At 64.0% G+C, this 13,201-nt stretch carries 13 protein-coding genes; 6 read left to right on the top strand and 7 right to left on the bottom strand.

Annotation, left to right across the window (positions count from 1 at the left end; genetic code table 11):
- The 6 genes from HV796_RS45550 to proC all read left to right on the top strand — a co-directional run.
- A partial coding sequence (locus tag HV796_RS45550) for an FAD-linked oxidase C-terminal domain-containing protein (protein ID WP_175232904.1) occupies positions 1–134 on the top strand: 134 nt, incomplete at its 5' end.
- 94 nt (positions 135–228) lie between these two features.
- Positions 229–1,722 carry an FAD-linked oxidase C-terminal domain-containing protein gene (locus HV796_RS37575; RefSeq protein WP_175232903.1) on the top strand — a complete coding sequence of 498 codons (1,494 nt, stop codon included), beginning with the start codon at positions 229–231 and terminating at the stop codon, positions 1,720–1,722.
- Between the two features lie 334 nt (positions 1,723–2,056).
- Positions 2,057–3,145 carry a glycolate oxidase subunit GlcE gene (glcE, locus tag HV796_RS37570; protein ID WP_175232902.1) on the top strand — a complete coding sequence of 363 codons (1,089 nt, stop codon included), beginning with the start codon at positions 2,057–2,059 and terminating at the stop codon, positions 3,143–3,145.
- A gap of 7 nt (positions 3,146–3,152) precedes the next feature.
- Complete coding sequence (glcF, locus tag HV796_RS37565) at positions 3,153–4,379, top strand: glycolate oxidase subunit GlcF (RefSeq protein ID WP_175232901.1); 1,227 nt, start codon at positions 3,153–3,155, stop codon at positions 4,377–4,379.
- A gap of 80 nt (positions 4,380–4,459) precedes the next feature.
- Positions 4,460–5,158 (top strand): YggS family pyridoxal phosphate-dependent enzyme, encoded by a 699-nt coding sequence (locus HV796_RS37560; protein ID WP_175232900.1) that lies wholly within the window; start codon positions 4,460–4,462, stop codon positions 5,156–5,158.
- Positions 5,159–5,174: 16 nt separating this feature from the next.
- Positions 5,175–5,990, top strand: coding sequence for a pyrroline-5-carboxylate reductase (gene proC, locus HV796_RS37555; protein WP_175232899.1), 816 nt, complete (start codon positions 5,175–5,177; stop codon positions 5,988–5,990).
- Positions 5,991–6,078: 88 nt separating this feature from the next.
- On the opposite strand, the gene ubiA is transcribed toward proC, so the two are convergent.
- From ubiA to recG, 7 genes are all read right to left on the bottom strand, one after another.
- On the bottom strand, positions 6,079–6,942 hold the full coding sequence (gene ubiA, locus HV796_RS37550; RefSeq protein ID WP_175232898.1) for a 4-hydroxybenzoate octaprenyltransferase: 864 nt from the start codon (positions 6,940–6,942) through the stop codon (positions 6,079–6,081).
- Positions 6,943–7,118: 176 nt separating this feature from the next.
- Positions 7,119–7,610 carry a Dps family protein gene (locus HV796_RS37545; protein ID WP_175232897.1) on the bottom strand — a complete coding sequence of 164 codons (492 nt, stop codon included), beginning with the start codon at positions 7,608–7,610 and terminating at the stop codon, positions 7,119–7,121.
- Positions 7,611–7,796: 186 nt separating this feature from the next.
- Entirely contained in the window at positions 7,797–7,961 is a 165-nt protein-coding gene (locus HV796_RS37540; RefSeq protein ID WP_175232893.1) for a hypothetical protein, read from the bottom strand.
- A 72-nt stretch (positions 7,962–8,033) separates the two neighbouring features.
- Positions 8,034–9,494: a catalase gene (locus HV796_RS37535; protein WP_175232896.1), complete on the bottom strand. Its 1,461-nt coding sequence runs from the start codon at positions 9,492–9,494 to the stop codon at positions 8,034–8,036.
- A 60-nt stretch (positions 9,495–9,554) separates the two neighbouring features.
- A complete protein-coding gene (locus HV796_RS37530; protein WP_175232895.1) occupies positions 9,555–9,701 on the bottom strand; it encodes a hypothetical protein in 147 nt (48 codons plus the stop codon).
- A 132-nt stretch (positions 9,702–9,833) separates the two neighbouring features.
- The gene (locus tag HV796_RS37525; RefSeq protein WP_175232894.1) at positions 9,834–10,793 is read right to left on the bottom strand and encodes a LysR substrate-binding domain-containing protein; all 960 of its coding nucleotides are present in this window, start codon (positions 10,791–10,793) and stop codon (positions 9,834–9,836) included.
- Positions 10,794–10,942: 149 nt separating this feature from the next.
- Positions 10,943–13,201 (bottom strand): ATP-dependent DNA helicase RecG (gene recG / locus HV796_RS37520; protein ID WP_425497110.1); only part of this gene is annotated, 2,259 nt, incomplete at its 5' end.

Here is a 13,201-nt window from a genome sequence, read left to right as displayed (position 1 = left end):
ACAAGATCGATTTTCTGGTCGAGGAAGCCGGCCCGGTAGCCATCGACACGATGCGCGCGATCAAACACGCGCTCGATCCGCGCAATCTGATGAATCCCGGCAAGATTTTTCGTGAGCCGCATAGTATGAGTTGAATGGCCCAGCGAATATCACGTACGCGAACCCGGAGAAACAACGAAGCGTAGCCGTCCTGTGAACCGACAGGAAGGAAACACGAGGAGACAGACCATGAACGCGCCCGCCGAACTGTCCACTGAAGTGCTTGCGCAACGGCAACGCGAGGTCGTGCAGGCATTGATGGCGGTGCTGCCGACCCACTGTCTGCTGTACCGCGAGGAAGACACGGTTGCCTACGAATGCGACGGCCTCGCCGCCTACCGTCGTCTGCCGCTTGCGGTTGTGTTACCCGAAACCGAATCGCAGGTGCAGCGCATCGTGCAGATCTGCCATCGGCTCGACGTGCCGATCGTGCCGCGCGGTGCGGGCACGAGCCTGTCGGGCGGCGCGATGCCGATCCGGCATGGCGTGGTCGTCTCGCTCGCGCGCTTTCGCAAGATCATTGAAGTCGATCCGTACGCGCGAACCGCGACCGTCCAGCCCGGCGTGCGCAATCTGTCGATTTCCGACGCTGCGGCACCGTATGGGCTCCACTATGCGCCGGACCCATCGTCGCAAATCGCGTGCACGATCGGCGGTAATGTCGCCGAGAATTCCGGCGGCGTGCACTGCCTGAAATACGGCCTCACCGTGCATAACGTGATGCGCGTGCGGGCGATCACGATGGAAGGCGAAGTGGTCGAATTCGGTTCCCTGAGCCCCGATGCGCCCGGCCTCGATCTGCTCGCGGTGATGGTCGGCAGCGAAGGCATGTTCGCGATCGTCACCGAGGTCACGGTGAAGCTCATTCCGAAACCGCAAACCGCGCAGGTCATCATGGCGAGTTTCGATGACGTCGTAAACGGCGGCGACGCGGTTGCCGGCATCATCGCCGCCGGTATTATCCCGGCCGGCCTCGAGATGATGGACAAGCCCGCCACGCGCGCGGTCGAAGAGTTTGTCCAGGCGGGCTACGACCTCGATGCGGAAGCGATCCTGCTTTGCGAGTCCGACGGCACGCCTGAGGAAGTCAGCGAGGAAATCGTCAGGATGACTGCGGTGCTGCGCGAACACGGCGCAACCCGCATCCAGATCTCCCGCTCGGAAAACGAGCGGCTGCGCTTCTGGTCGGGACGTAAGAACGCATTTCCCGCGGCGGGCCGCATCTCGCCCGATTACTACTGCATGGACGGCACGGTGCCGCGCCGTAAGATCGGTCCGCTGCTCTCGCGCATCAAGGCGATGGAACAGAAATACCATCTGCGCTGCATCAACGTGTTCCATGCCGGCGACGGCAATATGCATCCGCTGATTCTCTTCAACGGCAACGACCTTGACGAATGGCATCGCGCCGAAGCATTCGGCACGGATATCCTCGAGTGCTGTGTCGAGCTCGGCGGCACGGTCACGGGCGAGCATGGCGTGGGCATCGAAAAAATCAATTCGATGTGCGTGCAATTCTCGCCGGAAGAGCGCGACACGTTTCATGCGATCAAGCGCGCGTTCGATCCGCCCGGTCTGCTGAACCCCGACAAAGGCATACCGACGCGCGCCCGCTGCGCCGAGTACGGCAAAATGCATATTCGCGGCGGTCTGTTGCCACACCCTGAGTTGCCGCGCTTCTAGCCCGTGCTGTCGGCTGATGCCCGCCGCTTAGATTTCCAGCTTAGGTTTCCTGCCTGGGTTTCCAACTTAGGTTCCGAGCTTAGGCTTTTAGCTCACGCCCTGAGCTGACGCTTTGAGCTGACCTTTCGCGCCGTCATGCATCGTGCGGCGTGCCGCACGATGTGCGCTCCACAAAACGCCCCCGGGGAGTCATGACGGGCAATCACAAGGGTTTTTACTGAACCGCGCACGGGTTTCCTGACGGTCTCCCAAGGGACCCCTTACGGGTCCGTTCCGGGTTGCCAGCCCACCGCCGCCCGGTACAATCGAAACCACTACAACGAAACACGACGCCATGGATGAGGACGACATCGTCGCCGAATGGTCCGAACGTATCCGTTCGGCCACCGCCGAAAGAAGCCCGGTGCGGATTCGTGGCGGCGGCACGAAAGACTGGTACGGCCAGTCGCTGCAGGGGGAAGTCCTCGATACGCGTGCCCATCGCGGCATCATTGCTTACGATCCGGCTGAACTGGTTATCACCGCCCGTGCGGGCACGCCTCTCGCCGCAATCGAAACGGCGCTTGCCGAGCACGATCAGATGCTCGCGTTCGAGCCGCCCCATTTCGGCCCGCAAGCGACGCTCGGCGGTTGCATCGCGGCTGGCATCGCGGGTCCGCGCCGCCAGTCGGCCGGCGCGCCGCGCGATTTCGTGCTCGGTGCGGTCGTGATGAACGGCCACGGCCAGGTGCTGCACTTCGGCGGGCAAGTGGTCAAGAACGTCGCGGGCTACGACGTGTCGCGCTTGATGGCAGGTTCGCTCGGCACGCTCGCGCTGATCGTCGAACTATCGATCAAGGTATTGCCGCGCCCGAAAGCGGAGATCACGCTGAAATTCGACATGAACGGCACCGACGCAGTCCGCAAGCTCAACGAATGGGGCGGCCGCCCGCTGCCGGTCACGGCGAGCGCATGGCGCAACGGCACGCTCGTGCTGCGCCTGGGCGGCGCGGAGGCGGCGGTGAAAGCGGCACGCACGTCGCTTGGCGGTGAAGTGGTCGATGCGGTCGAAGCCGAGCGCTTCTGGGCAGGTTTGCGTGAACAGACCGACCCGTTCTTCGCGGCGATCGCGCCGAAAGCCGCGCTGTGGCGGCTCGCCTTGCCGACCATCACCGAACCGTTGCAGTTGCCCGGGGCGCAGATGATGGAATGGGGCGGCGCGCAGCGCTGGTGGATCACCGACACCGATGCGCAGACCGTGCGAATCAGCGCAAAACAGGCCGGCGGCCACGCGACAATCTTCCGTACCGGTCACGGCTACGATCGCGGCGCAGGTGTGTTCACGCCGCTGCCGGCTCCCTTGATGAAAATCCATCGCGGCCTGAAGGCTGCTTTCGATCCGGCGCGCATCTTCAATCGCGGCCGGCTCTATCCTGACTTCTGAGCGCGCGATGCAAACCAACCTCGCGGACTTCATTCGCAACACGCCCGACGGCGCCGAAGCCGACGCGATCCTGCGCAAGTGCGTGCATTGCGGTTTCTGCACGGCGACCTGTCCGACCTACCAGTTGCTTGGCGATGAACTCGACGGGCCGCGCGGCCGCATCTATCTGATCAAACAAATGGTCGAAGGCACGCCCGTCACGCGCAGCACGCAAACTCACCTCGATCGCTGCCTGACTTGCCGCAATTGCGAATCGACCTGCCCATCGGGCGTGCAGTACGGCCGTCTCGTCGAGATCGGCCGCAAGCTGACTGAACAGAAGGTGCCGCGCCCGCTAGGCCAACGTGTGCTGCGCCGCGTGCTCGCGAGCTTCGTGCCGAACGAGGCGCTCTTCACACCAGCGATGCGCCTGGGCCAGCACGTACGCCCGCTGCTGCCGAAGAAGCTGCGCGACAAGGTGCCGGCACGCCAACGCCAGCTCGAATGGCCCGCGTCGAAGCACACGCGCAAGATGCTGATGCTGGCCGGCTGCGTGCAGCCTTCGATGATGCCGAACGTGAACACGGCCACGGCGCGCGTGCTCGACGCGCTCGGCATCGAGACGATCGTCGCGCCAAACGCCGGATGCTGCGGCGCGATCCGCCTGCACCTCGGCTATCACGACGACGCGCTCGACGACATACGCGCGAACATCGATGCGTGGTGGCCGTATGTCGAAGAGGGTGTCGAAGCAATCGTGATGAATGCGTCGGGTTGCGGCGCGACAGTCAAGGAATACGCGCATCTGCTGCGCGATGACCCGGCGTACGCGGAAAGGGCGCGCCGCATCGTCGAACTGACACGCGACATCGCCGAGATACTGCCCGAGTTCGAAGAACCGCTGACGGCGCTGACGCGTCGGCGCGCGGTGCATACGGTTGCATTCCATCCGCCGTGCACGCTGCAGCACGGGCAGCAGATTCGCGGCAAGGTCGAGCATCTGCTCGGCGAACTCGGCATCGAAGTGCGCCTGCCTGCCGACAGTCACCTGTGCTGCGGCTCGGCCGGCACCTACTCGCTGACGCAACCGACCCTGTCGTATGCGCTGCGCAATCAGAAGCTCGAACGGCTGCACGCACAAGAACCGCAGATCATCGTATCGGCCAACGTCGGGTGCATCGCGCATCTGCAAAGCGGGACGTCGACGCCAGTGGTCCACTGGATCGAACTGGTCGAGCACATGCTGGCCGGGTGAGCGCGCGCGGCGATGCACCGGAACTGACGCGGCATCCGCATCCGTATAATTGGGCACGAACGACCACTGCAAACGGTGTCATGCCCGACCTGATCCACAACCTCGACGCGGTGCGCGAACGCATCGCGTTCGCCGCGCGAGCCGCGGGCCGCGACCCGCGCTCGATCACGCTGCTCGCGGTATCGAAAACCTTTCCGTCTGAAGACATACGTGCCGCGCACCTCGCAGGGCAGCGCGCCTTCGGCGAAAACTACGTGCAGGAAGCGCTAACGAAACTCGATGCGCTCACCGATCTGCGCGATTCGATCGAATGGCATTTCATCGGGCCGCTGCAGTCAAACAAGACCCGCCCGGTTGCCGAACGCTTCGACTGGGTTCATTCGGTGGACCGTCTGAAGATCGCACAGCGGCTCGCCGAACAGCGGCCCGAGGGCCTGCCGCCGCTCAACGTGTGCATCCAGGTCAATGTGAGCGGCGAAGCGTCGAAATCCGGCGTCACACCGAGCGAAGTGACCGACGTCGCGCATGCGGTCGCCGCGCTACCGACGCTGCGCCTGCGCGGGCTGATGGCGATCCCGGAGCCGGCCGCGGACATCGACGCGCAGCGCACACCGCATCGCGCGTTGCGCGAATGGTTCGACCGCCTGCGTGCCGACGGGCTCGCGCTCGACACCCTGTCGATGGGCATGTCTGGCGACCTCGAAGCGGCCGTGCTCGAAGGCGCGACGATCGTGCGTATCGGCACCGCGATCTTCGGTGCACGCGACTATTCCAACTGAACTTTTCAAACTCATCATGAAAATTGCCTTTATTGGCGGCGGCAACATGGCGGCTGCGCTGATCGGCGGACTGATCAAGCGCGGCGTCGCCGCAACCGATCTCCATGCGATCGATCCAAACGAGGACGCGCGCAAGCGCAATCAGCAGCAATTCGGTATCGGCACCGCAGCAGCAGCCGATGCGACACTTGCAACGTTCGACGCGATCGTGCTTGCCGTCAAGCCGCAAGTCGTGAAGGATGTCGCGGCTACGCTGGCCCCGCATCTTTCGGCGCGGCAACTGGTGATCAGCATTGTCGCGGGCATTCGCGCGGCCGATCTGTCGCGCTGGCTGAGCGGCCACGCGCGCATTGTCCGCACGATGCCCAATACGCCCGCGTTGATCGGCATGGGCGTCGCGGGTCTCGTCGCGTTGGGCGGCGTCGACGAGACGGGACGCGCGCTTGCGTCGGACGTGCTGGGCGCAGTCGGGCAAACGGTCTGGTTCGACGACGAATCGAAGATCGACGCGGTGACGGCGATCTCCGGCAGCGGCCCCGCGTACGTCTTTTACTTCATCGAAGCGCTACAGGAGGCCGCCCGCCGGCTCGGCATGGACGACGCACAAGGCCGCGCGCTCGCGGTCGCCACCTTCACCGGCGCCGCGCAGCTGGCCGCGCAATCCGACGAGCCGTTGTCGGTGTTGCGTGAACGTGTGACGTCGAGAGGCGGCACAACCGCCGCTGCCCTCGCCGCGTTCGATGCACAGCAGGTGAAAGAGGCGATCGTGCGCGGCGCGCTTGCCGCGGATGCGCGCGCGAAAGAGATGGGCGACGAATTCGGCAAGCAGTAAAGCGTCGCGACAGACGCGGTAGCCGCCGCGCGTGAAGTGGTTGCGCGCTGCGGCGTCGCGCGGCCCGTTCATCAATCAGATGGGTCAATCAGAGGTTGTGTACCGCGTAGTGCGCGGCGATGCCGGCAAACAGCACGCCGCCAAGCCAGTTGTTATGGCGAAACGCGGCTAAGCACGGCATCCGTTCGCGGCCGCGAATCAGTGTGTAGTGATAGATCGCACAGCCCGCCGCACCCGCTAGCCCGAGCCAGTACAGCGCACCGTAGCGCAGCACGACGCCGATGCCGGCATAGATGCCAAGCGTCATCGCATAACACAGCATGATCGCGAGGACGTCGTAGCGGCCGAACGTCAATGCGGACGTGCGAATGCCGATTTTCACATCGTCGTCGCGATCGACCATCGCATATTCGGTGTCGTACGCGACCGACCAGAACACGTTCGCGATCAGCATCACCCATGCGAGCACGGGCACGCGGTCCTGAATCGCCGCGAACGCCATCGGAATGCCAAAGCCGAAGGCGATGCCGAGATACGCCTGCGGAATCGCGAAAAAACGCTTCGTGAACGGATAGGTGCCGGCGACGAACAGCGCAAACACCGACAGCTCCTTGGTGAGCGTATTGAGCGGCAGGATCAGCAGGAACGCCAGCAGCGCGAGCGCCGCGGCTAGCGCGACCGCTTCCCATGCGTTGATCTTGCCCGACGTAATCGGGCGGTTCTCGGTGCGCTTCACGAAACGGTCGAAATCGCGGTCCGCGAAGTCGTTGATCGCACAACCGGCCGAGCGCATCAGCAAGGTGCCGACCACGAAAATCCCCAGCAGCGGTAGCGAAGGACGGCCGCCGGACGCGATCCACAGCGCGTTGAGCGTCGGCCACAGCAGCAGCAGGCTGCCGATCGGCTTGTCCATACGGACGAGCCGCAGATAGAGCGGGAGTCGGGCGAACATGGGAAACGCGGTGGGGACAATCCCGCTATTTTAGTGCAGCATGCGCGCGCCACGTTGGCCGCGGAGCGTCCGCCGTGATTGGGCGGCAAAGCGTGCGACAGCAGGCGGCCGCGGCAAAAAAAGCCCGACAGGTTGACTCCCCGCCAGGCTTTTTCGTGTCGTACGTGACGCTTCGTTCACGCTAGCATCGAGCGCAGCATCCATGCGGTCTTTTCGTGCGTCTGCATGCGCTGCGTCAGCAGGTCCGCGGTCGGCTCGTCGTGCGCCGCTTCCGTCACAGGGAAAATCTCGCGAGCGGTGCGCACCACCGCCTCCTGGCCTTCGACCAGCTGGCGAATCATGTCTTCCGCCGACGGCACGCCGTCCGCTTCCGCGATCGAAGACAGCTTCCCGAAGTCCTTATAGCTGCCCGGCGCGAACACACCCAGCGCGCGGATACGCTCGGCGATCGAATCGACGGCCAGCGCGAGTTCCGTGTATTGCGTTTCGAACATCAGGTGCAGCGTATTGAACATCGGGCCCGTCACATTCCAGTGGAAGTTGTGGGTCTTCAGATACAGCGTGTAGGTGTCGGCGAGCAGGCGCGCCAGACCTTCAGCGATCTTCTTGCGATCCTTGTCACTGATACCGATGTTGACGTGCGCAACGGCTTCGTTTTTTTTGGCCATGATGACTCCTTTCAAGAGTGATTCGTACCGGTCTGCATGCCCGGGATTGTCTGTTCGCAATCCTTGAACGCTCGAACGCCCGACAGTTTAACGTAGAACGTCAACCGTTCGCGCGCTAGCCGGCGCGCTCTTTGTGACTCAACGCCTTGCACGCATTGCGCGACGCGCTTATGTGACGCTTTCCGGTCAGCCGCCGAACAGATGCGCGAACGCGTGCGCAACGATCACCGCATAGCCGCTGCTCACCACCGCCAACCCGAGCGTCCTGCGCGCGAGCGCGGGGCCGGACAAACGCTGGACTGGCTGCGCGTGGGCGCCGCCCCCGATACTCATCAATGTCATCTGGATCATGATCGCTCTCCTTGACTTCGGGACAGCGGCACGGCGCTTGCGCACCGCCGTCCAATTGCCCTCGCCGCCGCGTTACTTCGCCTTCCCGTTCGTTTCGGCGAGCTTCGCGAGCGCCGCCGTCACGCCCTCGGCGTACGCCGGGTCGATACGGCGGAAATGCTCGACCTGGCGCGCGACGATGTCGTTCGGCACACCGTCGATGTGCCGCGCGATATTGTCGAACAGGCGCTCGCGCTGCGCCGCGTCGAACAGCCGGAACAGCGCCGCCGGCTGGCTGTAGTAGTCGCCGTCGTCGCGATGGTCGTAGTGGTCGACCACGCCGGCCGCAAGCGGCGGCTCTCCCGCGTTCGCATCTTGCACAAAATCGCCGAACCGGTTCGGCTCATAATTCACGGTGCTGCCGGCATTGCCGTCGGTACGCATCCCGCCGTCACGATGGAACGAGCGCGGCGCCCGCGTGCGCGACGCATTCACCGGGATCTGATGGTGGTTGATCCCAAGCCGGTAACGCTGCGTATCGCCATACGAGAACAGACGGCCCTGCAGCAGACGGTCCGGCGAGAAACCGATGCCCGGCACCACGTTGGCCGGCGTAAAGGCCGACTGCTCGACGTCCGCGAAATAGTTGTCCGCGTTGCGATTGAGTTCAATCGTGCCGACGTCGATCAGCGGATAGTCCTTGTACGGCCACACCTTGGTGATGTCGAACGGGTTATAACGATAGTTCGTCGCATCCGCTTCCGGCATTACCTGGATGCAAAAACGCCACTGCGGGAAATTACCCTTGTCGATGTTGTCGACGAGGTCGCGCTGCGCGCTTTCGCGGTCGTTCGCAATGACTTGCGCGGCTTGCGCATCCGTATAGTTCGCGATGCCCTGCATCGATTTGAAGTGAAACTTCACCCAGAAGCGCTCGTTGTTCGCGTTGATGAACGAGAACGTATGCGAGCCGAAACCGTGCATCTGCCGGTAGTTCTGCGGTATGCCCCGATCGCTCATCAGGATCGTCACCTGATGCAGCGACTCCGGATGACGCGACCAGAAGTCCCACGCCGCAATATTGCTGCGCATGTTCGTGAACGGGTCGCGCTTTTGCGTATGGATGAAATCCGGAAACTTGAGCGGATCGCGGATGAAGAACACAGGTGTGTTGTTACCGACGACATCCCAGTTGCCCTCCTCGGTGTAGAACTTGATCGAGAAACCGCGCACATCGCGCTCGGCATCGGCCGCCCCGCGCTCGCCCGCCACCGTCGAGAAACGCATGAAGAGCGGCGTTTCCTTGCCGACTTGCGCGAACACCTTCGCCTTCGTGTAGCGCGTGATGTCATGCGTGACCTTCAGCGTGCCGAACGCCCCCGAGCCCTTCGCATGAACGCGGCGCTCGGGAATCACTTCGCGATCGAAATGCGCGAGCTTCTCGATCAGCCATACGTCCTGCAAAGCCACCGGGCCGCGTGACCCGGCAGTCATCGAGTTCTGGTTGTCGGCGACGGGTGCGCCCGCCGCGTTGGTGAGAGTTCGTTCGGTCATTTGTTTGCTCCTTCGTTTTCCAGCGGACGAATCGTTCAAGGGTTGATCTGCACGCGGACATCACGCGGATAACGCGCGATCGACCAGCAGCGAGATTGCAACCGTGCGCAGCGACAGCGCGGACGCTGTGCTGACCGGCGTGGCCGGCGCGCGCTGTTGGAACGACTGGGGAGCAGACTGAATGCGGGACGACGAGACCTGCTGCATGCGTACCTCCGGGTTATGGTTGTAGGGATCTTGCGACCCATGGGAGGCACTATAGCAAGGCTATCGATTTAAATCATTTGATTAAATTTATCTATGCGATAGAGGCGGCCGGCGACAGCCGGCCATGTGATATCAGCTCACCGCAGCCGGCAAATCAAGCTTGCTCACACCTGGCAGATCGCACGCGGCGACCGCGTCGCAAATCGCATCGATGGCGGGCATCCGGGTGAAGCTCTTGCGCCATGCGAGCACGACCCGGCGATCCGGCACCGGTTCGTCGAAGGCGACATAACTGAGCAGGCCCGAATCGACACCGCCCGCATGCGGCTTGACCTCATGCACCGACATGCGCGGCAGCACGGTAATACCGACGCCGCTTGCGACCATATGGCGAATCGTTTCAAGCGACGAGCCTTCGAAGGTCTTCTGAATGCCATCCGCGTTTTGCGAGAAACGCATCAGTTCCGGACAGACGCCGAGCACGTGGTCGCGGAAACAGTGACCGCTGCCGAGCAGCAGCATCGTCTCCTGCTTCAGATCGCTCGCATCGATCTTCTCGCGCAACTCCCATGCATGGCCCGACGGCAGCGCAACAACGAACGGCTCGTCGTACAGCGGCCGCAGCATCAATCCGGTTTCCGGAAACGGCAACGCCATGATCGCGACGTCGATCTCACCTTGCTTGAGCAGTTCGATCAGCTTGAGCGTGTAGTTCTCCTGCAGCATCAGCGGCATCTGCGGAACCCGCTTGATCATCTGCTTGACCAGCGTCGGCAGTAAATAGGGCCCGATTGTATAGATCACCCCGAGGCGCAGCGGCCCGACGAGCGGGTCTTTCCCCTGTTTCGCAATTTCCTTGATCGCGAGCGTCTGCTCGAGCACGCGCTGCGCCTGGGTGACGATCTGTTCGCCGATCGGCGTCACGCTAACTTCGCTGGTGCCACGCTCGAAGATCTGCACATTCAATTCATCTTCAAGCTTCTTGATCGCGACGGATAGCGTCGGCTGGCTGACGAAGCACGCCTCGGCAGCGCGACCGAAATGCCGCTCGCGAGCCACCGCGACGATGTATTTCAATTCTGTGAGCGTCATTGAGGGACCAATCAGTGCAATGGAATCAATAGGTTTCAGTTATACACCTATGGGGCCAATTCGCCAACCATCGAGCGTGCGGTCACACGCGCAGGCGGCCCTTCATTCGCTGCACATCAGCTGATTCACGCACGGTATGCGCCGCCTGCTTACGCTTTCAGATAGTGTTCGCGCGCGCCGAGCCAGCGGGCGAGGTGTTGCGTGACGACCTCCGGGTAGTCGGCGAGCAACCGCACCGCGGCCTCGCGCGCCGGCTCGATCAGCCAGCCGTCCTGCTGCAGGTCCGCGAAGCGCAGCATCGCCGCGCCGGACTGGCGCGCGCCGAGAAACTCGCCGGGGCCGCGAATCTCGAGGTCGCGGCGGGCGATTTCAAAGCCGTCGGTGGTTTCGCGCATCGTTTGCAGCCGCGCGCGCCCGGGGATCGACAACGGCCCCGAATACAGCAGCACGCATACCGACGCCACGCTGCCGCGCCCAACGCGTCCGCGCAGCTGATGCAATTGCGCGAGCCCGAAGCGCTCCGCGTGTTCGATCACCATCAACGATGCGTTCGGCACGTCGACACCAACCTCAATGACGGTCGTCGCCACCAGCAGCTGAACCTCATTGCGCGTAAACGCATCCATCACGGCCGCTTTCTCCGCCGATGCGAGGCGGCCGTGCACCAGCCCGACCTTCAGTTCCGGCAACGCGGCGACCAGCGTTTCGTACGTCTCGACCGCGGTCTGCAGTTGCAGCGTCTCGCTCTCCTCGATGAGCGGGCACACCCAGTACACCTGACGCCCGGTCAGCGCGGCTTCGCGCACGCGGCCGATTACCTCGTCGCGACGCGCATCGGCGACGAGCTTGGTCAGGATCGGCGTGCGGCCCGGCGGCAGTTCGTCGATCGTCGATACGTCCAGGTCCGCGTAATACGTCATCGCGAGCGTGCGCGGAATCGGCGTCGCCGACATCATCAGCTGATGCGGCTGGAACGCGCGCGCCCCGTCCGCCGCGTGCTTCGCTTTCGCGCGCAGCGCGAGCCGCTGTTCGACGCCGAACCGGTGCTGCTCGTCGACGATCACCAGCCCGAGCCGCGCGAATTCGACGGTGTCCTGGATGATCGCGTGCGTGCCGATTACGAGTTGCGCGTGGCCGAGCGCCGCCGCTTCGAGCGCCGCGCGCTTCTCTTTCGTTTTGAGGCTGCCCGCGAGCCACGCCACCGTGACGCCGAGCGGTTCGAGCCAGCCGCGTAGCTTGCGTGCATGCTGTTCGGCGAGGATTTCGGTCGGCGCCATCAGCGCGGCCTGGTAGCCGGCGTCGATCGCCTGCGCGGCCGCGAGCGCCGCGACGATGGTCTTGCCGCTGCCGACGTCGCCCTGCAGCAGACGCTGCATCGGGTGCGGCTGCATCAGATCGTCCGCGATTTCCGCGCCGACGCGGCGCTGCGCGCCGGTCAGCGAGAACGGCAATGCAGCCAGCAGACGCGTGGCGAGCGAAGCGGGATCATTCGCCGCGCGGCGCGGCATGGCCGGCGCGGAGCGCGTGCGACGCTCCTCGTGTGCGCGCTTGAGCGACATTTGCTGCGCCAGCAGTTCTTCGAACTTGATGCGCGACCACGCGGGATGCGTGCCGTCGATCAGCGCGGTTTCGTCCGCGTCCGCATGCGGGTGGTGCAGCGTGTGCACCGTCTGCATCAGCGGCGGCAGTTCGAGCGGGGCCAGGTACGCGCGTGCGATCGGCTCCGGCAGCAGTTCCGGCAACGATGTGCGCGACAGCGCATTGTCGATCGCCTTGCGCAGATACGCCTGCGTGACGCCCGCGGTGCTCGGATAGACGGGGGTCAGCGCCTGCGGCAGCGGGGTGTCTTCGTCGACAACGCGCACCGCCGGATGGACCATCTCCATGCCGAAGAACCCGCCGCGTACGTCTCCGCGCACGCGTAACCGCACGCCGTGCGACATCTGCTTGACCTGCGAGCCGTAGAAGTTCAGGAACCGCAGCACCAGTTCATCGCCCGCATCGTCACGAAGCTTGACCAGCAACTGGCGGCGCGGGCGGTACGCGATCTCGTTGTCGAACACGACGCCTTCCGTTTGCGCGACACCGCCGGGCAGCAATTCGCCGATCGGCGTGAGTGACGTTTCGTCTTCATAGCGCATCGGCAGATGCAGCACGAGGTCGATGTCACGCGTGAGACCGAGCTTGGCAAGCCGGTCGGCGGTGCGGGTGACGGCGGGCGTGGCGGCCGGTTTCCCGGCAGGGCTGTCGGCTGATTTGCTACCGCGCTTCGCGGACGGCCGCTTCACCGCTGCGTTTTTCGCGTCGGCCACGTCAGCGGCGTTAGCGGCGCTAGCGACTTCGGGCTCCGGCACCGGACCTGGTTGCGCCGTCGCGGCCGCGGCCTGCGGGCTCGCCTGCGCCGCCTT

Origin of the sequence: Paraburkholderia humisilvae (assembly GCF_902859855.1) — a bacterium.
GTDB classification, from domain to species: domain Bacteria; phylum Pseudomonadota; class Gammaproteobacteria; order Burkholderiales; family Burkholderiaceae; genus Paraburkholderia; species Paraburkholderia humisilvae.
This window is presented reverse-complemented; position numbering and strand designations above follow the sequence as displayed.